At 70.8% G+C, this 25149-nt stretch carries 27 protein-coding genes, 1 tRNA gene and 1 pseudogene; 11 read left to right on the top strand and 18 right to left on the bottom strand.

What is annotated here, in order from left to right; translation table 11 throughout:
- Window positions 1-12 precede the first annotated feature (12 nt).
- Both B9H04_RS10380 and B9H04_RS10375 read left to right on the top strand, forming a co-directional pair.
- Window positions 13-606, top strand: coding sequence for a GNAT family N-acetyltransferase (locus B9H04_RS10380; protein WP_049930927.1), 594 nt, complete (start codon window positions 13-15; stop codon window positions 604-606).
- A gap of 108 nt (window positions 607-714) precedes the next feature.
- On the top strand, window positions 715-1320 hold the full coding sequence (locus tag B9H04_RS10375; RefSeq protein ID WP_049930929.1) for a hypothetical protein: 606 nt from the start codon (window positions 715-717) through the stop codon (window positions 1318-1320).
- 67 nt (window positions 1321-1387) lie between these two features.
- Here the strand turns inward: B9H04_RS10375 and B9H04_RS10370 are convergent, their stop codons facing one another.
- Together B9H04_RS10370 and B9H04_RS10365 are read right to left on the bottom strand one after the other, a co-directional pair.
- The gene (locus B9H04_RS10370; RefSeq protein WP_085682678.1) at window positions 1388-1840 is read right to left on the bottom strand and encodes an RNA-binding domain-containing protein; all 453 of its coding nucleotides are present in this window, start codon (window positions 1838-1840) and stop codon (window positions 1388-1390) included.
- Entirely contained in the window at window positions 1837-2454 is a 618-nt protein-coding gene (locus B9H04_RS10365) for an AAA family ATPase (protein WP_049930932.1), read from the bottom strand. The genes B9H04_RS10370 and B9H04_RS10365 overlap by 4 nt, the downstream gene beginning before the upstream one ends.
- A 108-nt stretch (window positions 2455-2562) precedes the next feature.
- Between B9H04_RS10365 and B9H04_RS10360 the strand changes: the two genes are divergently transcribed.
- Window positions 2563-2637: transfer RNA gene (locus tag B9H04_RS10360), tRNA-Arg, on the top strand.
- Between the two features lie 591 nt (window positions 2638-3228).
- Here B9H04_RS10360 and B9H04_RS10355 read toward each other — a convergent pair.
- On the bottom strand, window positions 3229-4281 hold the full coding sequence (locus B9H04_RS10355) for a S66 family peptidase (protein WP_049930934.1): 1053 nt from the start codon (window positions 4279-4281) through the stop codon (window positions 3229-3231).
- 338 nt (window positions 4282-4619) lie between these two features.
- On the opposite strand from B9H04_RS10355, the gene B9H04_RS10350 reads away from it, so the two are divergent.
- Window positions 4620-6524 carry a S9 family peptidase gene (locus B9H04_RS10350; RefSeq protein ID WP_085682677.1) on the top strand — a complete coding sequence of 635 codons (1905 nt, stop codon included), beginning with the start codon at window positions 4620-4622 and terminating at the stop codon, window positions 6522-6524.
- Between the two features lie 88 nt (window positions 6525-6612).
- Here B9H04_RS10350 and moaA read toward each other — a convergent pair whose 3' ends face one another.
- The 7 genes from moaA to B9H04_RS10315 form a co-directional block, all read right to left on the bottom strand.
- On the bottom strand, window positions 6613-7617 hold the full coding sequence (moaA, locus tag B9H04_RS10345) for a GTP 3',8-cyclase MoaA (protein ID WP_049930938.1): 1005 nt from the start codon (window positions 7615-7617) through the stop codon (window positions 6613-6615).
- A gap of 158 nt (window positions 7618-7775) precedes the next feature.
- A complete protein-coding gene (locus B9H04_RS10340) occupies window positions 7776-8543 on the bottom strand; it encodes an MBL fold metallo-hydrolase (protein WP_049930940.1) in 768 nt (255 codons plus the stop codon).
- Between the two features lie 97 nt (window positions 8544-8640).
- The gene (locus B9H04_RS10335; RefSeq protein WP_049930942.1) at window positions 8641-9066 is read right to left on the bottom strand and encodes a universal stress protein; all 426 of its coding nucleotides are present in this window, start codon (window positions 9064-9066) and stop codon (window positions 8641-8643) included.
- 95 nt (window positions 9067-9161) lie between these two features.
- A complete protein-coding gene (locus B9H04_RS10330) occupies window positions 9162-9719 on the bottom strand; it encodes a diadenylate cyclase (RefSeq protein WP_049931055.1) in 558 nt (185 codons plus the stop codon).
- Window positions 9720-9855: 136 nt separating this feature from the next.
- Entirely contained in the window at window positions 9856-10764 is a 909-nt protein-coding gene (cruF, locus tag B9H04_RS10325; RefSeq protein ID WP_049930944.1) for a bisanhydrobacterioruberin hydratase, read from the bottom strand.
- Window positions 10761-11699, bottom strand: coding sequence for a prenyltransferase (locus B9H04_RS10320; protein WP_049930946.1), 939 nt, complete (start codon window positions 11697-11699; stop codon window positions 10761-10763). The genes cruF and B9H04_RS10320 overlap by 4 nt, the downstream gene beginning before the upstream one ends.
- Window positions 11696-13198, bottom strand: coding sequence for a phytoene desaturase family protein (locus B9H04_RS10315; RefSeq protein WP_049930947.1), 1503 nt, complete (start codon window positions 13196-13198; stop codon window positions 11696-11698). Before B9H04_RS10315 ends, B9H04_RS10320 begins: the two co-directional genes overlap by 4 nt.
- Before the next feature lie 191 nt (window positions 13199-13389).
- Between B9H04_RS10315 and B9H04_RS10310 the strand changes: the two genes are divergently transcribed.
- Window positions 13390-14148 carry an SDR family oxidoreductase gene (locus B9H04_RS10310; protein WP_049930949.1) on the top strand — a complete coding sequence of 253 codons (759 nt, stop codon included), beginning with the start codon at window positions 13390-13392 and terminating at the stop codon, window positions 14146-14148.
- Between the two features lie 15 nt (window positions 14149-14163).
- Here B9H04_RS10310 and B9H04_RS10305 read toward each other — a convergent pair whose 3' ends face one another.
- From B9H04_RS10305 to B9H04_RS10280, 6 genes are all read right to left on the bottom strand, one after another.
- A complete protein-coding gene (locus B9H04_RS10305; protein WP_085682676.1) occupies window positions 14164-15036 on the bottom strand; it encodes a sulfurtransferase in 873 nt (290 codons plus the stop codon).
- A 138-nt stretch (window positions 15037-15174) separates the two neighbouring features.
- Window positions 15175-15597, bottom strand: a complete 423-nt coding sequence (locus B9H04_RS10300; protein ID WP_049930953.1) for a universal stress protein — start codon at window positions 15595-15597, stop codon at window positions 15175-15177.
- A 144-nt stretch (window positions 15598-15741) separates the two neighbouring features.
- Window positions 15742-16731 carry a Gfo/Idh/MocA family protein gene (locus B9H04_RS10295; RefSeq protein WP_049930955.1) on the bottom strand — a complete coding sequence of 330 codons (990 nt, stop codon included), beginning with the start codon at window positions 16729-16731 and terminating at the stop codon, window positions 15742-15744.
- An 81-nt stretch (window positions 16732-16812) separates the two neighbouring features.
- A complete protein-coding gene (locus B9H04_RS10290; protein WP_085682675.1) occupies window positions 16813-17352 on the bottom strand; it encodes a GNAT family N-acetyltransferase in 540 nt (179 codons plus the stop codon).
- Entirely contained in the window at window positions 17349-18710 is a 1362-nt protein-coding gene (locus B9H04_RS10285) for an ornithine cyclodeaminase, nickel-pincer nucleotide-dependent (RefSeq protein WP_049930959.1), read from the bottom strand. The genes B9H04_RS10290 and B9H04_RS10285 overlap by 4 nt, the downstream gene beginning before the upstream one ends.
- 48 nt (window positions 18711-18758) lie before the next feature.
- Window positions 18759-19523: a pirin family protein gene (locus tag B9H04_RS10280; protein WP_049930961.1), complete on the bottom strand. Its 765-nt coding sequence runs from the start codon at window positions 19521-19523 to the stop codon at window positions 18759-18761.
- A gap of 84 nt (window positions 19524-19607) precedes the next feature.
- Here B9H04_RS10280 and B9H04_RS10275 point away from each other — a divergent pair, with 84 nt between their 5' ends.
- Complete coding sequence (locus B9H04_RS10275; RefSeq protein ID WP_049930963.1) at window positions 19608-20216, top strand: class I SAM-dependent methyltransferase; 609 nt, start codon at window positions 19608-19610, stop codon at window positions 20214-20216.
- Window positions 20213-20626 (top strand): hypothetical protein, encoded by a 414-nt coding sequence (locus tag B9H04_RS10270; protein WP_049930965.1) that lies wholly within the window; start codon window positions 20213-20215, stop codon window positions 20624-20626. Before B9H04_RS10275 ends, B9H04_RS10270 begins: the two co-directional genes overlap by 4 nt.
- A 39-nt stretch (window positions 20627-20665) precedes the next feature.
- Here the strand turns inward: B9H04_RS10270 and B9H04_RS10265 are convergent, their stop codons facing one another.
- Entirely contained in the window at window positions 20666-22000 is a 1335-nt protein-coding gene (locus B9H04_RS10265) for an OFA family MFS transporter (protein ID WP_049930967.1), read from the bottom strand.
- A 285-nt stretch (window positions 22001-22285) separates the two neighbouring features.
- Between B9H04_RS10265 and B9H04_RS10260 the strand changes: the two genes are divergently transcribed.
- Entirely contained in the window at window positions 22286-22783 is a 498-nt protein-coding gene (locus B9H04_RS10260; RefSeq protein WP_049930969.1) for a universal stress protein, read from the top strand.
- A gap of 66 nt (window positions 22784-22849) precedes the next feature.
- Complete coding sequence (locus tag B9H04_RS10255; RefSeq protein WP_049930970.1) at window positions 22850-23893, top strand: NAD(P)/FAD-dependent oxidoreductase; 1044 nt, start codon at window positions 22850-22852, stop codon at window positions 23891-23893.
- Between the two features lie 92 nt (window positions 23894-23985).
- Here the strand turns inward: B9H04_RS10255 and B9H04_RS10250 are convergent, their stop codons facing one another.
- Window positions 23986-24273, bottom strand: coding sequence for a hypothetical protein (locus B9H04_RS10250; protein WP_049930974.1), 288 nt, complete (start codon window positions 24271-24273; stop codon window positions 23986-23988).
- 333 nt (window positions 24274-24606) lie between these two features.
- Between B9H04_RS10250 and B9H04_RS10245 the strand changes: the two genes are divergently transcribed.
- On the top strand, window positions 24607-24906 hold the full coding sequence (locus B9H04_RS10245; protein ID WP_049930975.1) for a DUF7344 domain-containing protein: 300 nt from the start codon (window positions 24607-24609) through the stop codon (window positions 24904-24906).
- 116 nt (window positions 24907-25022) lie between these two features.
- Window positions 25023-25149: pseudogene (locus B9H04_RS19195) on the top strand (DNA adenine methylase); the annotation flags it as partial.

Here is a 25149-nt window from a genome sequence, read left to right as displayed (position 1 = left end):
GACGCTCACGACGTGTTCCCCGAGACCATCGAGACGGACCGGCTTCGGCTGGAGGTGCGGAGTCCCGAACACGTCGACCTCGACGAGTGCTATCGGATCTGCTCGTCCGATCCCGGCATCGACGAGGTGACCGAGTTCGTCACGTGGGACCCCCACGAGACGAAGAAGGAGACGCTAGAGTTCCTCGAACGCGGGCGCGAGCGCTTCGAGGAGGGCGAGGCGGCGACGTACGTGATCTACCCCCGCGAGGGCGAGGACGGTGCGGGCGAGATAGCCGGCTTCGGCGGCTTCGGGGTCGACTGGGAAAAGCGGACTGCGACGCTCGGCACGTGGCTCCGCAAGCGGCTCTGGGGCCGCGGCTACTCCGGCGAGCGCGCCGCCGCGCTCGCCGAGGTCGCGTTCGCGGACCTCGACCTGGATGTCGTCGCCGTGGGCCACCACCCCGACAACGAGAAGTCGCGGCGCGCGATCGAACGGTACGTCGACCGTCTCGGCGGGCGACGCGAGGGGCGGCTCCGCAACGAGCTGGTCTACGCGGACGGCACCGTCCACGACGAGGTCCGGTACACGATCTCGCAGTCGGAGTGGCGCAAGGCGACGACCTGATCCGACGGTGTCCGCCGATAGACGCACTCCTGCGGCCGTCGATGCGATCGTTTCGCGTCCCGATCCGACCCAACAAACACTTACGCCCGCCGAAACGATACCGGGCGCATGTCTTCGACAACCAGCGGCGGATCGAGCGCGACAGGGGCGGAAAGGAGCCTCGGCCGCGGCGCGGTCGTCGGGGCGGTCGCGGGCGCGGTCTCGTACGTCCTCGGCTACCTGGTCGTCTACGTCACGCAGAGCGGCCGGGTCGAGGAGGGGCTCTCCGGGATCAACTTCTTCGCCGACCTGTTCGGCGGCGACACCATCTCGGTGTGGCGCGGCGTCGGCTGGGTGTTCTACAACGCGCACTTCGTGGACGTGAACGTGCCCTCGCTGATCGGCGCCGCCCGCTCGGTGAACTTCGTCGCGCAGAGCGACGCCGGGCTGACGTTCCTGTACGCCGTGCCGCCGCTGCTGCTCGTCGTCGCCGGGGTCGGGATAGCGCGCGCGGCCGGCGCGGCGACGCCGGTCGACGGCGCGCAGTCCGGCGCGCTCGCCGTCGTCGGCTACCTCCCGCTCGCGGTGATCGGCGCCTTCCTGTTCCGGTACGCCGTCGGTGACGGCGGCAGCGTCGCCCCGACGCTCGTCACGGCGGCGCTGCTCGCGGGGCTCGTCTATCCGGTCGTCTTCGGCGCGGTCGGCGGGGCCGCGGCCGGCGCCACGGCCGAGTGACTGGTGGATCAGTGAGCGACGGGCCGAGTGACCGGGAGAGCGGCGACGGGCGCGCCGGGTCGGCGCCTCAGTACGCCTCGTCCTCGGGGTCGAACCGGTCGCCGTACTCGCGGACGGGGTCGACCGGCTGCCCCCCGTCGGTCTCGGGCGCGACGTAGTCGATGAACGACTCGACGTCCGGCTCGCGGACGCGCACCTCGACGTCGATCTCACCGAGTTCGTCCGGATCGCCGACCGCGAAGTTGACGACGCCTTCGAGCGCCGCCTGCTTCTTCAACGAGAAGGCGAACCCGTCGTCGGTGCGGTTCTGTCGGAAGACGCGGCGGGCGGTGTCGAGGATCTCCTGCGCGTGGAGCACGTCGGAGAACGCGTCGAGGCTGTGCGTCTCGGAGACGGGCCGCCCGTCCTCGTGGACCGGCTCCGCGTCCGGGAAGACGTTCTCGACCGCGTCGGCGACCCGGTCGGTCACCTCCGTGTCGTGGACCGGCACCTCGATCCGAACGTCGACGCTGTAGATCACGCGCCGTCACCCCCGGCCTCGGCCGCCTCGGCGGCGTCGCCGTCCGAGCGGTCCGCGCCCTCACCGTCGACGCCCAGCACTTCGCGGACGCGCTCGCGGAACGCCGCGAGGCTGTCGGTGTTGTCGATCTCGACGTCGGCGCGCTCCAACGTCTCGCCGAGTCCGAGGTCGATCTCGCGGGCGTCGCGCCTGCGGAGCGACGCCAGGTCCGAGTCGGAGTCGTCGCGGCCGCGCTCGCCCAGCCGCTCGGCGCGGAGCTCGAAGGGCGCGCGGATCGCGACGAGCGTGAAGTCGTCGCCGAACGCCTCGCGGAAGCGTTCGAGCTCGACGGTCGAGCGGAGACCGTCGACGACGACGGTCTCGCCGCGCTCGCTCTCGGCCGCCGCCTCCCGGATGCGCGGGAGCGTCCGAGCGGCGATGGCGTCGTCGCCCTCCTCCTCGCGGAGCGTGCCGGCCATCCGGCCGTGGTGTTGCGCCGGGTCGAGCCCGCGGCGGCGACACTCGGCGCGGACCACGTCGCCCATGACGACGACGGGGATGCCAGCCGCCTCGGCCACGTTTGCCGCCTCCCCCTTCCCGCTGCCGGGGAGGCCGACGGTTCCGATGACGTTCATTACCGGTCGCTACTCCGCTCGCGGACTTAGGTCTGCTGTTGGCCGGTGCTGAGCGGCCCGCCGCGAACCGCGGGCGTTTTTTAGACGCGGCGGATCAGAGTCGAGTGAGGGCACGTAGCTCAGCTAGGATAGAGCGTCGGACTTCTAATCCGATGGCCGTGGGTTCGAATCCCACCGTGCTCGCTTCGAACCCGTCGGTTCTCGGGTCGTCTGTCAAACACCCGAATTTGGGGTCGATCGATTCTCTGCGATCGGATCGTTAAATCGTCCGAGACACTGCGGTTCGGGTCCCGTTCAGCAGATTAACGGGTCCCTCGCACGCATCCGACTTTCACTGGACGCGGCGCCGAGATCGCCTACCCGTGTGCGGTTCTCCGTGGACCGTCGACCGGAACCGGCTCGGCGGGACCCTCGTCCGGCAGGATCCGAAATCGACCGTCGACCGCGACGGAAACGATACCGAGCCCGGCGGTGTCGACACGACGTCTCTCGAACCACCGATACGGAGCAGTATCGGGCACGCTCGCCCCCGCCACGACCCGGACGGCATCGCCCGCAACCTCGCCAAAGCGGAATCACGGACCTCGGCGTCCTCGATCGATCCCTCGTCGTCGAAGACTGTTGGTGGAACAGGTAGCTGCGGCCTCAGAATGACCTGCGCCTGTACACCACCCCCGGTCAGCGGTGGCCGGCACACCTTGCGCGTGAATCCCGGTCTCATTCCGTCTGGACACAGAGAATCTATCTGGCACCGGATTCTAGCCCGCCGTGAACTCAAAGAAGGCGAATGGATGCGGTCGAGGGGTCGATTTCGACCTCACCGCCGATCGGGATGGGACACGTCGGGTACGTGTGTCCGAACTCGCAATTGAAGACAACGGGAGCGTTCGGATTGTACGTCTCGAACGCGTCACTAATCGCCTCGCGCTGGCGCTCCCGATACTCCGCCCGCCACTCTCGCGGATTCTCTTCGATGTGTGAGCGGGCGGCGGGGCGTCCGACAAGCACACCGTCGAATCGTTCGAGAAGGCCGCGCTCGCCGAGTGCGCGAAGGTTCGCACCGACGACGGCCGGGTCAGGGACCAATTCGCTCGTCTCTAGCGCGAGGACAGTACCGGTCAGCGCGTCGGGGTCGGGCAGGTACCGATCGGCGAGGAACTGTTCGACGAGGACTGCGTAGCAACCGCCCCAGATCCGACCCGAGACCGCCTCTTCACCGCCGCGCCAGATCCGGCCGTCGGATTGTTCGATCTCGCGAGTAGTCTCGACCGACTCCGGATCTTCCCAGTCCCCGGCCTCGTCAGTGAACACCTCTGCTTCGGTCCAGTCGCCGATCGAGTCCTCGAAGAGCGCACGCCGCAGGTACTCCTCCGTGTAATCGAACATCTCTCCGTCCATCGCGTATTCGAGCAGCGTCGATCCGCCGTAGTACGAGACGATCCCCTGGTTCCAGAGGAACAGGGCCAGGTTCGTGTTGTCTGAGTACCCGTAGAACCGGGTCGGGTGTTCACGGAGTACATCTCCGTCGAGATACGGGAGGATCGTGATCTGGTCGTGGCCTCCGATGTTTGCGATCACGGCTGAGACGTCCGGGTCGCGGAATGCGTTCATAACCTCCTCGGCGCGTGCCTCCGGATTGTCCGCAAGCCACTCCGGGTCGGCGGTCGCGGTCGGATACTCCACCGGATCGAGGTCGAAAACGTCGCGCATTCGCTCGAGACCGAGTTCGTAGACGAACCGCGCAGACTCGGGTGCGTTCGACGCCGGCGCGACGACCGCGACCCGATCGCCGGGTTCGACAGGGGGCGGAGTGAGGAACTCAGACACGACTGGGATCTACGAAGGGCGTCATATATCTTTTATTCACCCGTGTGCCGCAGTATCAGGAATAATCGGGAGACTGGCACGAGACGCACGAGTGGACGCCCGATACCCGCTTCTCACTGCGCGAATTAAGCGCCGAGACGGTCTCCGTCCAGATTCACACGGCAGATCGCCCCGCAGAACACGGGAGAGTACAACGCTTGCGTTCTGCGTTCGGCACGCGCTCAGCGGACTCTCAGCGGGAGAGGGTTCAATTGCGCCGTGATAACGAGTCCAACGTCTCGTGAGCTACCCCTCCCGGGAGCCATACGCCCAAGTGCTCGCTCACCGCAGTGACACGCGTGTACCGACGAGACCTCAGAGACACCGACTACGACGGGCTGCTCGCCGACATGGCCGTCGCAGACCGCGTTGTCCAAGCCACGGTTGGACCCGACGGGCGGATCGCGTACGCGAAGAACCGCGAGCTGACCACCGACGTCTGGCTGGCGACCGACGGCGAGGACCGCCGGCTCACGAGCCGGGGGGCGTCGGCCATGCGCTACGGGCGCACCGACGCGCGGTGGCTCGACTGGAGCCCCGACGGCGACCGGATCGCCTTCGTCACCGGCGACGCCGAGCTGGCGACCGTCGACGCCGACACCGGCGCGGTCGAGGTGCTGACCGACTTGGAGGGCGGCATCTCCGGCCTCGCGTGGGGCGAGCCCGGGATCGCGATCGTCACCGACGCCTTCTCGCGGGCGAGCCTCGCGGTCGTCTCCCCCGACGGCGACCGGATCGAGGCGATCGCGACCGGCGAGTACCTCTACGCCGACCCGCACTGGCAGGGCGACAGCGTCGTCGCGACGCGCTCGGCACACGCCGACCTGTTCGACTACGAGGCCGCGCTCGTCCGCGTCCCGTTCGGTGGCGACGGCAGCGGGGCCGTCACCGAACTGTTCGCCGAACCGGGCGTCCGGGCGGCCTGTCCGCGCCCGCGACCCGGCGACGACGAGGCGGTCGCGTTCGTCCACGACGGCAGCGGATACGACGCGGTGTACGGCGTCGGCGGCGACGAACCCGCGGCCGACGGGAGCGACTCGCCGACGCCGATCTACGGCGTCCCGGAGACCGAGATCGCCGCGCCCGAGTGGAACGACGCGGGCGACAGGCTCGCCGTGACCGCCACCGCGGGCGGCCGAACGCACGTCCACGCGGTCGACGTCGACGGCGCGCTCGCGGACGCCGGCCCCGGGACGGGCGCCGACCCCGACGCGGCCGCCGACGCGACCGCCCCCGCGACCGGCGACGCGATCCACGGCGCACCGCGGTGGGACGGCGACCGCGTGCTGTCGGTCCGGGAGACGCCGACCGAGCCGCCGACCGCGGTCGACGCGGCGACCGGCGAGCGACGCACGCCGACGGCGACGGCGGGGCTGTCGGACCGGCTTCCGGCCCCGGAGGCGTTCACCTACGACTCCGACGGGACCGGGGTCAACGCGGTGGTCCACCCGCCCGCGTCGGCCGCCGAGCCGGACTCCGTCCCGCTCCTCGTGAAGCCGCACGGCGGTCCGACCGCCTTCGACGGCTTCGGTTTCGACCACCGGGCGGCGTACTTCGCGGCGCTCGGCTACGCGGTCGTCCGCCCCAACTACCGCGGCTCCGACGGGTTCGGTCGGGCGTTCCGCATGGCGAACGACGGCGACTGGGGCGGCGGCGACCTCGACGACGTGATCCGCGCCGCGGACGCGACGGCGGCGCGCTACGACGCCGTCGACGGCGACCGCGTCGGGATATTCGGCGGCTCCGGCGGTGGGCTGATGACCGTGAACGCGCTCGGCAACAGCGACCGGTTCCGCGCCGGCGCCGCCTTCTACGGCGTGTACGACTACGAGTCGTTCGTCGACGACACCGACGACGTGGGGTGGCAACTACTCAAGCGCGAGCTGGGCGACTTCGTCGCCGACCTCGACGCCTACCGCGACGCGAGCCCGATCCGGGCCGTCCCCGACATCGACGACCCGCTCATGGTGCTCCACGGCGAGGAGGACGCCCGCGTCCCGATCAGCCAGTCGGGGCAGCTCGTCGCCGAGCTGGAGAAACACGACGCCCGCCACGAGCTCCGCCGGTACGAGGGCGAGCCGCACGGGTTCGGCGAACTGGATCACGTCCTCGACGCGTACACCCGTGTGGCGGACCTGTTCGCGAAGTACCTGCGTCGGCTCCCGGACGATGGGAGCAGTCGGCCGTACGAGCCGCCGGAGTAGGCCCCGACCGGCGCGCCGACCGTCGGCGATCGCGGCGCGCTCCGACCGTCGGCGATCGCGGCGCGCTCCGCGCCCATCGGCCCGTGCCTCAGTCCGCGGCGGGCGGCGTCCCGAGGTACTTCTCGTTGAGTTCGTACTCGCCGTCGTCGCCCTCGACGAGGTACTCGCCGTAGTAAGGAACCCGATTGGCCACCACCTCCTCGAAGGTGTCCGCGATCTCTTCGCGGGTCATCTCGCCCATCGACCGGAGGTCGTCGTTGCGGTTGAGACACCCCTTCAGGTACCCCTCGTGGGTGACGCGGACGCGGCCGCAGTTGGCGCAAAAGTCCTCGTTCTCGACGGGGTCGACGATCTCGACCATGCCGCCCGTCTCGTCGTCGCTCGCCTCGCCGACGAAGTAGCGCTTCCGGTCGTGCATCTCGCGGTGTTCGACGCGGTCCGCCTTCTCGGCGAGCCAGTCGTGGACGCGCCCGATGTCGACGTTCCACTCCGGCTTGCCGGTCAGCTCCGGCATGTACTGGATGAGCTGGAGCTGGAGCCCCTCGTTGTCGGCGACGTGCTCGACCATCTCCTCGACGTAGCCCGCGGTGTGCGTGAACACGACCATGTTGAGCTTCACGGGGTCGAGCCCGGCCTCGACCGCCGCCTTCACGCCTTCGAGGACCTGCTCGTAGGCGCCGGACTTCGTCACCTCGGCGAAGTCGTCCGGGTCGAGCGCGTCCTGCGAGACGTTGACGCGGTCGAGGCCGGCGGCCTTCAGGTCCGCGGCGCGCCCGGGGAGGAACGTGCCGTTCGTCGTCATCGACACCTCCATCGAATCTGGCGTGCGCTCGATGATCTCCTCCAGGTCCTGCCGGAGCATCGGCTCGCCGCCGGTGAACTTCACAGCGTCGACGCCGTATCCCTCGACGACCTCGAGGAACCGGACCACGTCGTCGGCGCTCATCTCCGCGTCGCTCGGCTCCATCGGCCCGCGCGTATCGCCTAACCCCTCGTTGTGACAGTAGACGCAGTCGAAGTTACACCGGTCGGTAAGCGAGATCCGCACCCCCGTCACCTCCCGTCCGAAGTCGTCCGCGAGTGGGCCGGCCATGGAAGACAGGAACGACCACGCGCGCTTAAATATCCGGGTCGTTCGTGCGGATAGGTAACGTTTGCTGGTTACGTCCAAGCCGACGTGCGGCCGACCGACGGTTACGTCGAGACCGGTGAGCGGCCGACCGACGGTTGCGGTCCGAGTCCGCGCGGCGGTCACAGCGACACGCGCAGTCCGTCGGCGGCGGCCCGTACCTCGCCGTCGAACCCCGCCTCGCGGACGCTTTCCGTCATCTCGCGCTCGCGGCCGCCGGTGTGCGGGTAGAGGTGCGAGAGCAGGAGCGTCCCGACCTCGACGTCCGCCAGCGACTCGCCGAGGCTCGTCGGCGTCGGGTGATTCGACACGTCGACGTCATCTGGGAACGAGCAGTCGTGGACGAGGCAGTCGGCGCCGTCCGCGAACCGCGCCATGCCCGCGAACGCCTCGGTGTCTCCGGAGAGCGCGAGCGGGCCGTCAGCGGCCGCGGCGTCCGAACTCGGCGGCGAGAAGCGGTAGGCGAACCCGTCCATCGAGTGGCGCGTCTCCCGGGCCGTCACGTCGAACCCGCCGGCGGCGAACGGGCGCGCGCTCGACACCTCGCGGACGGCGAGGTCGATCCGGCCGTCGAGGTAGTCGTGAACGCCGAGCAGGCCGTCGACGAGCGACTTCGTGCCCGCGGGCCCGACGACTTCGAGGTGTTCCTCGCCGGCGAGCCAGCGGGCCTTCAGGAGCGGCAACAGCGCCGCGACGTGGTCGAGGTGGTGGTGGGTCAGGAGGACCGTCGAGACGCCTTCGTAGCCCGTGTCGGTCCCCGCGAGCCGCTGGAGGACGCCGCTGCCGCAGTCGACGAGCAGCGATCGGTCGCCGTCGTCGAGGAGGTAGCCGGCCTGCGCGCGGTCCGGGACCGGCATCGCGCTGCCGGACCCGAGCACGGTGAGTTCCATGCCGACGGGTCGCGGCCCCACCCACCTAATTGGCTCGGCCGCGCGGCGGTCGACCGTGGTCGGCTCCGGTCCGATCGGACTCGCTCCGAGGGGCGGGTCACTTGATGAGGAACACCGGAACCGACGCGTCGTCGGCGACGCGGTCTGAGACGCTCCCGAGCGACCGAATCCGCTCGCGCGGCGACTTCCCCTCCGGGCTCATCACGATCACGTCGATGCCGGCCTCGTCGGCGTACCCGACGATCTCCGTGTCGGGCGTCCCGTGCGCGACGTGCGTCTCGGCGTCCAGCCCGGCCTCGGCGGCCGCGTCGGCGACCGCCGCGACGGCGGCCTCGCCCTGCGATTCGAGGTCCTCGACGACCTCGTCGTGGAGGTCGCCCGAGTTGGCGGCCGCGATCCGCCGGTCGACGACGTACAGCGCGTGGAGCGTCGCGTCGTGGTCCGTCGCGAGCCGGACCGCGTGTTCGAGCGCGCGGTCGACCGCCTCGCTCCCGTCGGTCGGAACCAGTATCTCGTCGTACATGCGTCGTCGTTCGCCCGGCCGAGGCTTAACCGTGGGGCCTCGGGGCCGGACTCCGGGAGCGCCGCGCCCGTGCTAACTGCCGGGCGCGAAGCGCGCTACTCACCGCGCCAGCGGCCGCCGATCTCCTCGCGCCGCATGCTGTTCGCCTCGCCGTCGCGGAAGACGCTGACGCGGCCGGTCTCCTCGCTCAGCGTCACCGTCGCCACGACCTCCGGGCGGACCGAGGTCTCGATGGCGCTCATGTGCCGCGACCCCATCCACGGCTCGTAGCTCACGTCGTCGACGAGATCGGTCTCCTCGTCGCGGGTGCCCAGGTCGCGGAAGCGGACCATCTGGGCCTCGATCTCGCCGTCGACCGCGACGACGACGCCGCCGTCCTGCGCGACGCTCACCGACTCCGCCGCCGTCGCGAGCGCGCCCCCGTCGAAGACGGATGGGGCGGTGTCGCGGGGCCAGCGGTTGTCCCCCATCGGGTCGGCGTACGCCCCGTAGTCGCTGTCGCCGATGACGGCGAAGTACAGTCCCGGCCCCTTCACGTGCGGTTCCTCCCACCCGTCGAAGGAGACGCTGACGTGTTCGGCGCAGTACATCAGCCGGTCGACGACTTCGCACACGCGCTCGTGGTCGCCGTAGTCGATGGCGAGGTCGCTCATCGCCGTCGGTCCTCCCGGTTCGGTCGCCCGCCGCGATTGCCGCCGTCGGTCACGGTCGAGCAAACGAGTCCCCGGTATATAAGAGCCACCGAGTGGGGCGGCGTCGCACGGCCGCCGCGCTCGCCCCGGGCGCTCGCTATCGCCGCCACTCCGTGAACAGTCGCGTGTCGAACCGGTCGGCGCGGACGAGGCCGACGCCGAACGCGGCCGCGACCGCCGCGGGCAGGAGGTTCCCGAACCAGACGTTGATCCCGCCCCAGAGGATCACGAAGCTCACCATGTCGTCGAGCATGAACTCGCAGTCGCGCAGCCGGTCGCGGATCCCGACCGCCGCGAAGGCGCGGTCGAGCGTGACGACGGCGACGATCGCCGACAGCACCCACCCGGCGTAGTTCGAGAGGGGCACGCCGTAGAACGGTCCGCCGCCGAAGTTCCAGAAGCCGAGCGACACTGCGCCGGGGTCCAACACGACGTCCATCGCGACGACGACCGGGATCACCGTTGCCAGTCGAACCCACACGCTGTCGGCACGCGGGCCGAGCAGCAGCAGACACAGCAGGTAGGCGTTCATCACGAGCGGGATGAAGAAGACGGGAAGCGCGACCGGGACCCCGCCGAGCATCGGTCCGAGGTCGACCGTGTACGCGAACTCCCCGTACGGCCACCCGGTGGCGACGCCGACCGACTCGATGAGGTACGTGTACGCCATTAGGACGCCGATCCAGCCGAGCGCGCGGCGGTCGATCGTCGGCAGCACGCCGACGACCAGCGGCGAGCGCATCACGATCACGCCGAACAGCACGAACCACGGGTGGAACGCGAACGGCTCGGGCACCCACCCCTCGGCGCTGCCGACGAGCGCGATCGCCCCGACGAGCGGGAAGACGACCGCGATGGTGAAGCGGTTCTCACGGACGAGCCGGTCCAGCAGCGCCTCGGCCTCGTTGCGCGTGTCCGGCGCGCGCTCGCGGAGCGCGTCGAGCCGAGAGCCGGTCGTCGCGGCGGCGGTCGTCCCGGCCGATCCCGCCCGGTCGCCGTCGCTCACGGTAGCGCCTCCCAGAGCGGGTACACCCGCCAGAGGCCGCCCATCGACAGCAGCGTGCCGACGACGGTGTTCAGCGCCGGGAACCACCAGTACGCGCGGTCGACCGAGACCGACGAGCGCGCGACCCACGCGACGAACAGCGGGTACACGCCGAGCAGGGCGCCCAGCCGCGGGTCGACGAGCCAGAACGCGGCGGCCGCGGCGGTCCACACCCCGAAGCAGTAGGCGTACGTGCGCGCCTCGCCGAGGACGGTCGCGGTCGTGTCGATCCCCGCCGCGCGGTCCGGCTCGATGTCCGGGATCGCGGAGAACGTGTGCATCCCCATCGTCCAGAGCCACGCGCCCGCGAGCGCCGCGAGCGGCGGGTGCGCGCCCGCAACCGTCGCGTACGCCGCCGCGCCGGGGAGGACGTACAACCCGTTCGACAGCGAGTCGAGGAACGGCGTCGTCTTGAACCGGGCCGGCGGCGCGCTGTAGCCGACCGCCAGGGCGAGGAAGCCGAGCAGGTACGGCCACGCGACCCGCGGGGTGATCGCGAGCGTCGCGAGCCCCAGCGCGCCGGACGCGACGACGGCGACCGAGACGAACCGGCTCCCTCGCCAGCGCGCCTCGCGGCCCTCCTTCTTCGGATTCAGCTCGTCGATGTCGGCGTCGAACACGTCGTTGACGCCGTAGAGGAAGACGTTGGCCGGCACGAGGAAGTACGCCGCGAGCGCGACCGTGACGGGCGTGAACAGCCCGCTCACGTCGCCGATCCCGTAGGTGACGCCGACGGCGACCGGCCCGGCGAGGTAGAGCCAGAACCGCGGCCGCGACAGCACCAGCAGGTACCGGAGCCCCTCGCCGCCGCTTCTCGCGGGCCGGTCCCCGCCCTCGGCGGTGGCTCGCTCGCCGTCGGTCGCCGGTCGATTCTGGTCGCTCACGGCGGAGATCACACGTCGTCGTCGGCCATCGCTTCCGCGGTCAGCCCCCCGCTGATGAGACACATCGGGACGCCGATACCGGGCGTCGTCGTCGATCCGGTGAAGTACAGCCCGTCGACCGCGTCCGAGGTATGCCCGGGCCGGAGCAGCGAGGTCTGCGTGAGCGTGTGCGCCAGCCCCAGCGCGCTGCCCGCGTAGCTGTTGTACCGGTCCGCGAAGTCGTCGACCGAGAACGTCTCCTCGACGACGACCCGGCCGCGGAGGTCGGTCCCGGTGTTCTCCGCGATGTCGTCGATCACGAGGTCGCGGTACCGGTTGCGGATCTCGGGGGTGTCACGGATCCCGGGCGCGATCGGGACGAGCGCGAAGAGGTTGCTGTGGCCCTCCGGCGCCACCGTGTCGTCGGTCTTCGAGGGGACGCAGAGGTAGTAGGCGGGGTCGTCGGGCCACTCGGGATCGTCGAATATCTGTTCGAAGTGTTCGTCCCAGTCAGTCGGGAGGACGAGCGTGTGGTGTTCGAGGTTCGGCACGTCGCCCTCGACGCCGAGGTACAGTAGGAACGCGGAGGGCGCGTACGTCCGCGACTCCCAGTACTCCTCGGTGTACTGCCGCTTGCGCTCGGGCAGCAGTTCCTGTTCGGTGTGCGCGTAGTCGGCGTCGGAGACGACGCGGTCGGCGAGGTAGCGCTCGCCGTTCTCGGTGTCGACCGCGAACGCGCCGTACCGCCCCTCGATCCCCGTCACCTCGGCGTCGGTGACGAAGTCGACGCCGAGGTCTTCGGCGAGTTCGACGATGCCGTCGACGACCGCGCCGATCCCGCCGTCGGGGTAGTAGACGCCCATGTTGTAGTCGACGTGGCTCATCAGGTTGTACAGCGCCGGCGTGTTCGTCGGCGAGCCGCCGAGGAACACGAGCGTGTACTGCATCAGCTGCTGGAGCTTCGGGTGGTCGAAGTAGTCCTCGACGTGCCCCTGCATCTTACCGAGCAGCGAGAGCCCCCACGAGTAGCGCATCACGTCGGTGTCCACGTAGTCGCGCAGCCGCGGGCGGTCCTCGTACACGAAGTGTTCCATCCCGATCTCGTAGGTCCGCTTGGACTCCTCGAGGTACGCGTCGAACGCCTCGCCCGCGCCCGGCTCGTACGACTCGAAGATCTCCCGGTTCGCATCGCGGTCCGGCAGCACGTCGACCTGATCTCCGTCCTTCCAGAACACGCGGTAGTGTGGGTCGAGCCGCTCCAGCTCGTAGAACTCGTCCGGCGACCGCCCGAAGTGCCCGAAGAAGCGCTCGAAGACGTCGGGCATCAGGTACCACGACGGCCCCATGTCGAACTGGAAGCCGTCGACTTCGAGCCGGCTGGCGCGGCCGCCGAGCTGTTCGTTCTTTTCCAACAGCGTGACGTCCGCGCCGGCGTCCGCGAGGTAACAGGCCGTCGAGAGTCCGCCGAATCCGCCGCCGATAACGACGACGGACTCGCCGGCAACGCCGTCGATGTCCGGGACCACGTCCATACGCGATCCTAGGGACGGCTCCGGTATAAATCCGGTCAGACGCGTCGCGGGGAGGTCCCTGACACGTTCGGTCGGCGGGGCTCGCGACGGCATCGCAGCGGTCCGCCACGGCGACGGGAGCGCGCGAGCGGAGCGGCGGGGGCGGCCGGAGTGGATACCACTAAGTCGCCGACGCGCGTACTCCCGTTCACATGGATCTGACGGTCGCGATCACCGGAGCAACGAGTGGGATCGGGCGGGCCGTCGCCGAGGCGTTCGTCGACGAGGGGGCGTTCGTCGCCGTCTCCGGACGCGACGGCGCGGCCGTCGATCGGACCGTCGCGGCACTGAACGGCGCGGGCGACGACCCGGACGGCGACGCCGAGGGCGACGCAGACGCCGGGGACGGCTCGCCGGCGGACGACGGCGGGACCGCGTGGGGCGACCGCGTCGACGTGCGCGACGAGTTCGACCTCGAACGCTTCTTCGAGCGCGTCGCCCGCGAGGCCGGCCCGGTCGACGTCGTGTTCGCGAACGCCGGCGTGTTCCACGGCGCGCCGGGCGAGCGGCCGACGACCGAGGTCACGTACGCCGACTACGACGACACGATGCGCACGAACGCGCGCGGCGTGTTCGCGACGATCCGCGAGGCCGTCCCGCACCTGGCCGACGACGCGCGCGTCCTCGTCCCGTCGGGCGCGGTCGCTGCCGAGTCGAAGCCCGGGATGGGCGCGTACGCGGTGTCGAAGGCGGCCGCCGAGGGGGTCGCGCGCGGGTTCGCCGCCGACCTCGACGCGACGGTCGGCGTCGTCGACCCCGGGCTCGTCGCGACCGACCTCACGGGGAAAGAGCGCGCCCGCGACCCCGAGAGCGTCGCGCCGCTGTTCGTCTGGGCCGCCACCGAGGCGCCGGCCGGGGACCTGAACGGCGGTCGCCTCGGGTTACGGGAGTGGAAGTCCGCGACGCGGTAGGCAGTTTGGCGCGCGTTACTCGCCCGTCTCGATCGGCGCGCCGACGAGGTTCCCCCACTCGGTCCACGAGCCGTCGTAGTTCCGCACGTCGTCGTAGCCGAGCAGCTCGTGGAGGAGGAACCACTCGATCGACGAGCGCTCGCCGACGCGGCAGTAGGTGATCGTCGACTCGTCGCCGTCGACGCCGGCGTCGCTATACACCTCGCGGAGCTCGTCCGCGCTCTTGAACGTCCCGTCCTCGTTCAGCGTCGTGCCGATCGGGACGCTGCTCGCACCGGGGATGTGACCGCCGCGCTGGGCGGTCTCGTTGAGCCCCTCGGGGGCGATGACCTCGCCGGAGAACTCCTCGGGCGAGCGGACGTCGACCATCGGGATCCCCTCCTCGATCGCCTTGTCGATGTCGTCCTTGTACGCGCGGACGCTCTCGAAGGGACCGCGGGCCTCGTAATCGCGGGGCGTGAAGTCGGGCTCCTCCGTGGAGAGCGGGTAGTCGTTCTCGACCCAGTACCCCTTCCCGCCGTCGACCACGCGGATGTCGTCGTGACCGTAGTACTTGTAGATCCAGTAGCCGAACAGCGCGAACCAGTTCGGCACGCGGCCGCCGCCGTACACGACGACGGTGGTGTCGGCGTCGATGCCGCCCTCACCGTTTCGCGCCGCGAAATCCGCCTTCGAGACGATATCGCGCTCTGTCTCGTCGGTGAAGACCGCGTCCCACTCGAAGTTCAACGCGCCGGGTATGTGGCCCTCCTCGTAGGGCGTGTACTCCGACTCGTCGGTGACGGTCGGGTTGTTGATCTCGACGAGCCGGTGGTCGGCGTCGTCGTCCTGAAAGGTGTCGAGGCGCTCTTCGACCCAGTCCGCCGTGACGAGTACGTCTTCGGACATCACCCGTAGTATGGCCTAAGCCCGCTTTGAACGTCCGATAATGGCGGTTCTTTCCGGCGCCTGTGACGACCGGCAGCCGGCCGAAACGCCGGATTTCGACCGCCTCGAGCGCGCTCGCTCGTTTATTCCGGCTGACACCTACCGGATCACCGTCACTGGCACGTCCGCCTTGTCGACGACGCTCTTGGCGACGCTGCCCACGACCTGCTCGCGCTCCTCGGAGAGCCCGCGGTGACCGACGTAGATCGCGTCGACCGTCTCTTCGGCCGCGTACTCGGTGATCGCGTCGGCCGGCCGGCCCGTGAGCAGTTGGGTCTCCACGGTGATCGGCTCGTCGACCGCCTCCTCGGCGATGGCGCGGGCGCTGTCTAAGACCCCCTGCCCGGCCTCGACGGCCGCGTCCTCGCCCGGGAGGATGATCGTGCCGTCGACCAGTTCCGAGTCCGGCGTTAACACGTGGGCGATCTCCAGCGTCTCGTAGAACGCGACCGCCTGTCGCGCCGCGTACCGGACCGCCTCGTCCCCCTCCGTCGATCCGTCGGTCGCAACGAGGTAGCTCATACGCGGAGATGCGTCCGACGGACACATAATTCCTGTCGGGCGTTCCCGGTCTGCGGCTCTGCCGGCGGCGACTCCGCGTCGCGCCGCGGGCGGCGACGGCGGATTCCATCGGCCGCCGGCACCCGCCACCGGTCGGAGCCGACCTTACCGTCCGCCGGCGTTCGCTCCCGGCCGGACCGAGTCGCCCTCGGAGGCGTGGATCGCGTCGAGCACCTCCTGAACGCGGGTCGCCTCCGCGAACGAGACGAGGTCGCCGTCGTCGCCGTCGAGCGCGCTCGCGAACTCAGTCAGTAGCGCGCGCACGCTGTCGCCGCGCTCGTCGACGAGCGTCGCCTCGGTCTCGCGGCCGCGGTCGCGAACGAGCCGGTACCACTCCGTCAGCGACAGCGACGCGTCGTCGCCGACGACGGTGACGCTGTTCTCTTCTTCGCCCTCGTGGTCGCACAGCAGGTCGAGCGTCCCGCGGACCCCGCCGGCCCGGAACGTCGCGACCGCGTCGTCCTCATAGGTGTCGGGTCCGGAGTACCCCACGTCCGCCGAGACGGTCTCGACCGGGCCGAACAGCTCACGGACGCCGAACAGGAAGTGCGTCCCCACCTCCCGGAGCGGGCCGCCCTGCTCGCGCGACTCCAGCCACGCCACGTCCTGCCACTCGCGGGGCCACTCGGGGAACCGGAACCGGAGTTCGACCCGACGCGGGTCGCCGACCTCGCCCGCTTCGACCGCCTCCCGGAGCCGGACGAAGCCGGGGGTGTAGCGGAACGGGAGGTTCACGGCCGTGACGCGGTCGGTCTCCTCGGCGAGCGCGACGAGTTCGCGGCCCGTCTCCGCGTCCGCCGCGATGGGCTTCTCGCAGATCACGTGTTTGTCGGCCGCGAGCGCGTCGGCGACAACCTTCCGGTGCGCGAGCGGCGGGACGCCGACGTAGACGGCGTCGAGGCCGTCCGTCTCGACGAGCGCCTCGTGGTCCGTCGTCGTCGCGGTGCGGTCGGTCCCGTGGTCGGCCGCGAGCGACGCGGCGCGGTCGGCGTCGAGGTCGCAGGCGGCCGCCAGCTCGAACCGGTCGTGGTCCGCTATGACGCCCGCGAGGCGGTTCCCGATGACGCCGCAGCCGACGATGCCGATCTGTATCACGCCCGACGAGAGCGGGCGGACGCGCTTGTAGCTTCGGGAGCCGGACTCGACCCGGGCCGCCTTCGGCCGGTCCCGACCGCCTCAGGAGTCGTCCAGCGGCCGCGCGACCATCTCGCCCCACGGCTCGAAGCCGTGGCGGTCGTAGAACCCCCTCGCGCGGTCGTTCGCCGGGTCAACGTCGAGGACCAGTCGGTCGAGCGGGAGCTCCTGGTCGGCCGCGAGGTCGAGCGCGGCGCCCAGCAGGTCGTCGGCGACGCCGGTCCCGCGGTGCTCGGGCGCGACGTAGAGCTCGTTCAGCACCGCCGCGTCCCATATCACCGCCAGCCGTTCTGGGAGGACGAAGACGTAGCCGACGACCGCGCCGTCGGCCGCCGCTTCGTCACCGGGCCCGTCGGCGCTCCCGTCGACCGCGACGGTCACGCACCGGGGGTCGGCGGCGACGCAGCGGTCGACCCAGTCGAGCCACCGCTCGCGGTACGTGTCGGTGAGCTTCTCCGCGTAGGCGGCCGCCTTCCCGTCGCCGCCGGTGCTCTCGCCGAGGCCGCGCTCGAAGGCGACCTTCGCCGCGTAGAGCCCGTCGGCGTCGCGCTCGCGGTCGTAGGGCCGGATTTCGGGTGTCACGCGTCGCCCTCCGCGGAACCTCCGCTCCCGTCGCCCGCCGACTCGTCGCCCCCGGTCTCCGCGCCTCCACCCTCCTCGCCCTCCAGCACGTACTCCGCGAGCGTCGGGACGAACGTGCCGATGTCGGTGACCATGCCGACCGCCTGCGCAGAGCCGCGGTCGAGCAGCTGGGTGACCGTGGCGGGGTTGATGTCGACGCAGACGGTCTTCGTCGTCGACGGGAGGCAGTTGCCGACCGCGACGGAGTGGAGCAGCGTGGCGAGCATGAGCACGATGTCGGCGTCGCGGGCCTGCTCGCGGATCGCGTCCTGCGCCTCGACCGCGTCCGTGATCGTGTCCGGCAGGGGGCCGTCGTCGCGGATCGACCCCGCGAGGACGGTGTCGACGCCGTTCTCGACGCACTCGTACATCACCCCCTCCGTGACGACCCCGTCCTCGACGGCTGCCTCGATCCCGCCGGCGCGGATGATCTCCGAGATGGTCCAGATGTGGTGTTTGTGTCCCTTCCGCGGGTGTTCGAGCGTCTCAACGTCCATCCCGAGCGAGGTGCCGTAGATCGAGCGCTCCAGGTCGTGGGTGGCGAAGCCGTTGCCCGCGGAGAGCGCGTCGACGTAGCCCGCGGCGACGAGGTCGGCGAGCGCGTCGCCCGCGCCGGAGTGGATCACCGCGGGGCCGGCGACCACCATCACGGTCCCGCCGTCCGCCTCGACGGCGCGGAGCTCCGCGGCGACCTCACGGATCGTCGACTCGGAGGGGCGCTCCGCGGAGACGCCGCCCTGCATGAAGCCGAACGCGCCGCCGCCGCTCCGGGGGCGCTCCGGCGGGTTCACCCGGATCCCGGACTGGTCGGTCGCGACGAGGTCGCCCGCCTCGACCGTGCTGAGCGTCTTGGTGCGGGCGCGCGCCGCCCCGTCGTTGCCCGCGTCCGATGCGTCCGCTCGGTCTCCCTCGCCGGCGTCCGCTGCCGGCTCGGGTTCCACCACCAGCGCGCAGTCCATCTCGATCCCCTCCACGTCGATCCACTCGCCGTCGTACAGCACCTCGGTCGGGTGGTTCGTCGTCGAGTAGAAGTTCGGCGGCACCACCTTGTCCGCGGGCGCGGGGACGAGCTCCACGTCGGACGGGTCCTCCAAGACCGCGCCGTTCTGGTGGAGCTCGTGGAGGATCGCGCGCAGCGTCTCGGGGTCGTCGGCCGAGACGGCCAGCCGGCAGTACGACTCCTCGGTCTCGTGTTTCCCGACGTCGAACCGCTCGACGTCGAACGAGCCGCCAAGGTCCATCACCGCGCCGAAGCAGCGCTGCATCGTCCCGCTGTCGATGAGGTGTCCCTCCAGCTCGACGGTCCGCGACTGGGTCATACGGAGGCGTCGCGCCCCCCGGTAAAACCCGTTTCCCTGCCGCCGTCGCTACCGCCCGATCGTCCCCTGCCGCGTCACCGGCGCGTCGGGGTCGACGAGGAACGCCACGACGGTCGCGCCCTCGTCGCCCGCGGTCACGGTCGGCGGGGCGCCCTCGCCGGTCCACAGGGCGCTCTCCGTCTCCGAGAGCGCGGCGTCGCCGACCTCGGCCGACCCCTCGAAGACGTACACGTAGGCGTCCCGCCCCTCGACGTCGGGGAGCGTCGCGCCCGCGCCGGCGTCGAGCCGAACGTCGTGGCAGTCGACCGCGTTGCGCACGGTGAACTGGTGGTCCGACCCCGCGGGCGCGAACACGCGACGCCACTCGTCCGGTTCGGGGTCCGGGAGCGGGCCGTGCTGGATCCCGGGCTCCAGACCGAGGTCGTGCGGGCGAACGAATATCTGGAGCATCCGGAGCGGCGGGTCGTTCGCGAGCGTCTCCTCGGCGTGCCAGAAGCCCGATCCGGCGTTCATCACGAGGAGGTGCTCCGCGTCGGTGACGAGTTCGTTCCCCTCGCGGTCGTCGTGGCGCATCACCCCCGCGGGCACCCACGAGACGATCTCCTCGTCGCGGTGCTGGTGCATCCGGATCAGCGTGCCGGGGTCCATGAACGACTCGACGACCGTCGAGAGCGGGCCGTACCCGTGGTCGTCGTGGTCCGGGAGGTTCCGCCCGGGGAAGTTGAATCGCGTGCGGAACTTGCCCTGATCTCGAAAGACCTCGGAGCGAGGCGCGGGGAAGAGGTCGCGGTCGGCCGCGGCGGCGGAATCCATTACCAGCCCGTAAAGTCCCGTCGAGCAAAAGCCGTCCGGTGGGGGCGACGCCCTCTTACTCCCCGGACCCCTCGATCCGATATCGTGACGACCGTCCTCTCGGACCGCGACCGGCGCAAGCGGGACGACCGCCCCGACGGGACGTTCTACGCCGACCCGCGGTTCGTCACCCACGCCGACGACGCGTTCCTCGACCGGCTGACCGCGCTGTACGCGTCCGTGACCGATCCCGGCGACCGCGTCCTCGACGCGATGAGCAGTTGGGTCTCGCACCTGCCCGACACCGACTACCAGCGCGTGGTCGGTCACGGGCTCAACGACGCCGAGCTGGCCGAGAACGACCGGCTCGACGAGTTCGTCGTGCGCAACTTCAACCAAGATCAGTCGCTCCCGTTCGCCGACGACGCGTTCGACGCCGTCTGCTGTGCGCTGTCGGTCCAGTACCTCCAGTACCCCGGCCCCGTGTTCGAGGAGTTCGCCCGGGTCCTCGCGCCCGGCGGAACGATAGTCGTCAGCTTCTCGAACCGGATGTTCCCGACGAAGGCCGTCCGCGCGTGGCGGGCCGCCTCGATGGACGAGCGCGCCGACCTCGTCGAGCGGTACCTCGACGCCGGCGGCTTCGACGTGACGGACCGGATCGCGGAGCGCCCGGGTCAGGACCCCTTCTACGCCGTGGTCGGAACGCTCCCGTGACCCCCCGCCGCGCCGCGGCCGCCGTCGTCGACATCGGACTCGCGCTGGCGCTCGGCGCGGCCGCACGCCTCGCGCACGTCTACTGGTACCGCGCCTTCGCGACGAGCGTCCCCGTCGACCTCGCCGGCTCGGTCGCCCTCGGGGTCGTGTTCGCCGTCGGCCACCTCGTCGTCGCCTCCGGCGACCGCGTCTCCGCCGCGACGGAGCGACGGCCCGACTCGCGGGCGTGGGGGCCGCGTCGAACCGCCGCCGCGTTCGGCGTCGGGTTCCTGCTCCACGCCGCCGTGGCGCCCGCGTTCACGCCCTTCGGCCTCGAACCGGCCGGCGTCAACGCGGCGCTCGCGGCCGGGGGTGTCGCGGTCGGGCTCTGGTCACTCGGGGTCCGTCGCGCGGCGCGGACGGGAGCGTAGCCGGCCCGGAACAGGAGCCGGGACCGACGGCGGCCCCGGTCAGTCCGCCGCCGCCGACTCGGCCGCTTCCAGCCCCGAGCCGCTCGGCGGCCGGAGGACGAACACCGCCAGTCCCGCGGCGACCGCGAGCGCGCCGCCGAGGGCGAACGTCGGTGTCCAGCCGAGCGTCGCGACGAGGTAGCCGGCGACGGTGCCGGAGAAGACGCCGCCGCCGACCTTCGCGGTGTACAGGACCGCGTAGTTGCCGGAGGAGTTGGCCGAGCCGTAGTAGTCGGCCAGCAGGGACGGGAAGTAGACGTACAGTGGCGAGGAGAAGAACATCGCGCCGAGGACGAACGCGACGAAGACCGCGCCGTTACCGGCCTCGCCGGCGGCCACCAGCCCGACCCGGAACAGCCCGGCGAGGAGGAACGAGCCCGCCATCACGCGCTTGCGGCTGAACCGGTCGGTCGCCTCGCCGAGGATCAGCCGCGACACCCCGGCGGCGATGGGGAGGAGCGTCGCGGAGAGCGTCGCGATCAGCGCCGCGAGCCCGAAGTTCTCCGCGAACCGGACCACGTTGGCGATCACGAGGAGGTCCGCGCTCGCCGTCGCGATGAACATCGCGTACAGCAGCCAGAACTGCCACGTCGAGAGCATCTCGCGCGTCGAGTAGTCGCGGCCGCGGATCGACGCCGCGAGCCCCTCGTCGCCGTCCCCGCCGTCGGCGTCGTCCGTCCGGTCCAGCCAGTCTTTCGGCGGGTCACGGAGGAGGAACGACCCGACGAGCGTCACGAGTAAGATTCCGATCCCGATGTTGCGGAGCACGTCGCCGTACCCCGCCACGGTCGCGTTCGCCCGGACGTACGGGACGACGAGGGCGCTTCCGGCCGCGAACGCCATCGTCCCGACGCCGGTCGTCAGCCCCGTGCGGTCGGGGAACCACTTGACCGCGGTGTTGACCGCGACGGTGTACACGATGCCGACGCCGACCGCGCCGAGCGAGTACAGGAGGTACAGCTGCCAGAGGCTCGTCGCGTACGCCAGTCCGATGTACCCGCCGCCGGCGAGGATCGCCGCGAGGAACGTGAGCGTCCCCGGGCCGCGGCTGTCTCGCCACTTGCCCGCGGGGAACTGCGAGAGCGACTGGAACACCACGTAAAACGAGAACACCGCGCCCAGCGCCGGCAGCGCGATGTCGAGGCTGTTCGCGAGCGGCTGCTCGATCGACGACCAGACGTACTGGTACGGGCTCACCGCCGCCATCATCCCGGCCGCCGCGGCGATCTGCCACCATCGCGAGAACCCGAGAATGTCGGCCGCGCGCGCGGCGTAGTCGACGCCGCCCGCCGCCCCCTCCTCGGCGGCCGCCTCCGCCGACTCGTCCTCAGCCATCGTCGTCCGTCGTCCGCGTGCTGTCGGTCTGTGTCATGTGGTCTCCGTCCCTCGTCGGACCGCGGCGCGCTGCCGACTCCCCGTCGACTCCCCGCCGACCCGCTGCGGCCGTCTCGTTTCCACCCACCGCGCTCGCCGACTAAAACGCGTCGTTGGGGTCGGTCCGCGGCCGCCCGACTAATAAATTATGATAATCGTTTATCCTGTCGAAAAATGTTAAGAACAGCCAGATCTTATCCAAATCCGAACAACAGGCCGGTAGCTATCCGACCTTTTTCGCAATTCATGTCCACCGATATCGACGCCACCGACGCGACGGGCGAGACCGCGGCCGTGTCTCCGGAGGCCGACGCCGCAGCGACGGGACGCTTCGAGCGCGTGCTGGTCGTCGCGACCGACGATCCGGCCGGACGGGCGGCGGTGTCGACGGCCGTCGACCTCGCGGCGACGCACGGAGCGGTCGTCGACGCGCTGTACGTCGTCGACACGGCAGAGGCGTGGGACGTGGTCGTCGAGCGCCGCGAGCGGACCGGCGAGGAGCTCGTCGAGGCCGCCGAGGACGCGGGCGCCGCGGTCGGCGTCGACGTCGAGAAGTGGTTCCGCTACGGGACCACCCACCGGGAGGCGGTCGACTTCGCCGCCGCGCACGACGCCGACCTCGTGGTTGTCGGCTCCGCGCGCCGGACCGGGCTCGACCGGCTCCTCCGTCCCGACCCGGTCCCGGCCCGCGTCCGGCGCGGCGCCGACGTCCCGGTCATGGTCGTCGGACCGGACGACGGCTGAGCCCGTCTCGCGCCATCGGAGGCGCCGCACGCGACCGGTTAAGTGGGCCCGGCCCTAACGATCGGTGTGACAGACGTAGGCATCGTCGGCGCGGGCGCGGGGGCGGCCGCGGCGGCGTTCGTCATCGACCGGACCGTGCCGGAGGCGGACGTGACCGTGCTGGAGAAGTCGGGCGGCCTCTGTGGGCGCGCGGCGACCCGCCGCCACGACGACCTCACGTACGACTACGGGGCGAACTACCTGAAGAGCGACGACGACCGCGTCGTCGAGCTGATCACCGAGACGCTCGACGACGAGGGGCTCGTCGAGGTGACGGAGCCGGTGTACACCTTCGACGTCGACGGGGCGGTGTCCCCGGGCCGCGACGCCGACGAGCACAAGTGGAGCTACCGGCAGGGGCTTACACAGATCGCGAAGCGGCTGTTCGGCCGCACGGACGCCACGGTCCACCGGCGCACCCGGGTCGAGACGGTTCGACGGACGAGCGCCGAGGACGCGTGGGAACTCGACGACGCGGACGGCGAGACGCACGGGCCGTTCGACCGCCTCCTCATGAATCCGCCGGCCCCCCAGACCGCGGAGCTGCTCCGGACGGCCGAGTGGGACGACCCGCTCCGCGAGACGCTGGTCGACGCTGTCGGCGGGGTCGAGTACGGCAGCGTCTGGACCGCGGTGTTGCGCTACCCGTTCGAGCTCGACGTGCCCTACTACGCGCTCGTGAACACCGACAAGGAGCACGCGGTCGGGTGGATCTCGCGCGAAGAGTGTAAGGCCGGGCACGTCCCGGACGGCGAGACGCTGCTCGTCGTCCAGGCGAACGGCGCGTGGTCGACCGAGCACTACGAAGACGACCCCGCGGGGAACGTCGCCGCGCTCGCCGACCACGCCGCCGACATCATCGGCGACGACCGGCTGGCCGACCCCGCGTGGACGGACCACCAGGGGTGGCGCTATGCGCTCCCCGAGGCGGGCGTTGACGGCGGCCCCGTCGACTCGGCCCGCGACGCGGGGCTGTACCTGCTCGGCGACTGGGTCGCGGGCGAGGGACGGCTCCACGCCGCAATCGCGAACGGGCTCGACGTCGGCGAGCGCGTCGCGTATCGGATCTGAGAGGGCGGAGACGGCGTCGGCCGGTCCGAGGCGCTGTCACCGGAGAAGTGGTCGGGTTGTGAAGCGGTTCGACGGCGCGCCGAGCGGCGGCGTCAGTTCGTCGTGATGCGGTACTCGACGGTCCCCAGCCCGGGGAGCGTGAACGTCTGGACCCGACCGCTGCGCCGGCGCAGGGTCCGCAGGACGGACCGCGAGAGGACGGCGAGCGCGACGGTGCCGGTCAGGACCGCGACGGTCGCGACGGGGTAGGAAAACGCGACGAACGGTGCGACGACGAGCGCGAGGAACGCGAGCGTCCCCAGCGGCGAGCGGCTGCCCGGCGGCGAGCCCGAGCCGATCGGTCGGTGTTCCTCGGCCGGCGTGATGTAACCTTGATACATATCTCACTGTACACGCTCGGGCGACTAAAAACTTTCACTTTCCAAATAGGTTTTGAGAAACGGTACCATGTCACATATCCGTAAATCAACTGAAACGGTCGTTAATGCGGTGTAAGTCGTACCATGCTACTCGTTGGTACACTTCTCATATTTCTGTGAGGAGTCCCGTCGTCCGCGTCGACGACTCCGGTCGCCGGGGCCTCGACAGAGACGGACGGCGGTCGCGGTCTCGGCGGCGGGCGGCTCGTCCCCCCGGCGGCGATTCCGGTGGTGCGACGGGTCGGCGGTGCTTTTATTCCGCTCCACCGACTTCCGTAGATACGGACAGACACGATGACACTCGACACACCCACCACCGATCCGACGGTCGTCGTCGCGGCGCCGGAGCGCAGGCGCGTGGTCGCCGGTCTCGCAGACGAGGCCGTCGAGACCGTCGCGGACCTCCGCGTGCGCGGGCGGGCCGAAGAGATCGCCGCCGAACTCCGCGAGACGCACCTCCCGGCGCTGGAGGCGGCCGGCTACATCGAGTGGGACCGCGAGGCCGGGACCATCGAACCCGGCCCGAACTTCGAGGAGGCCGCGGCTCACGTCGACGACCTCCCGATGCCGGACGGCGAGCCCTCCGACGACTGACCGCTCCGCCGACCGATCGCTCCGACGGCTGACCGCTCTGTCGGCGGCTCCGGCGGGACGGTCGAGCGCGCGTGGCGGCCCGAGAGCGACTGCCGCGGACGCGGCCCGAGACGTTTATCCCCGGGCGCGGGCGACACCCGACAGCGATGGCCGAGCCGATCCTGAAGTGGGCCGGCGGGAAGCGCCAGCTGCTCGACCAGCTGTACGCCCGCTTCCCGGCCCAGTTCGGCCGGTACCACGAGC

Source organism: Halorubrum ezzemoulense DSM 17463 (genome assembly GCF_002114285.1).
Taxonomy (GTDB): domain Archaea; phylum Halobacteriota; class Halobacteria; order Halobacteriales; family Haloferacaceae; genus Halorubrum; species Halorubrum ezzemoulense.
This window is presented reverse-complemented; position numbering and strand designations above follow the sequence as displayed.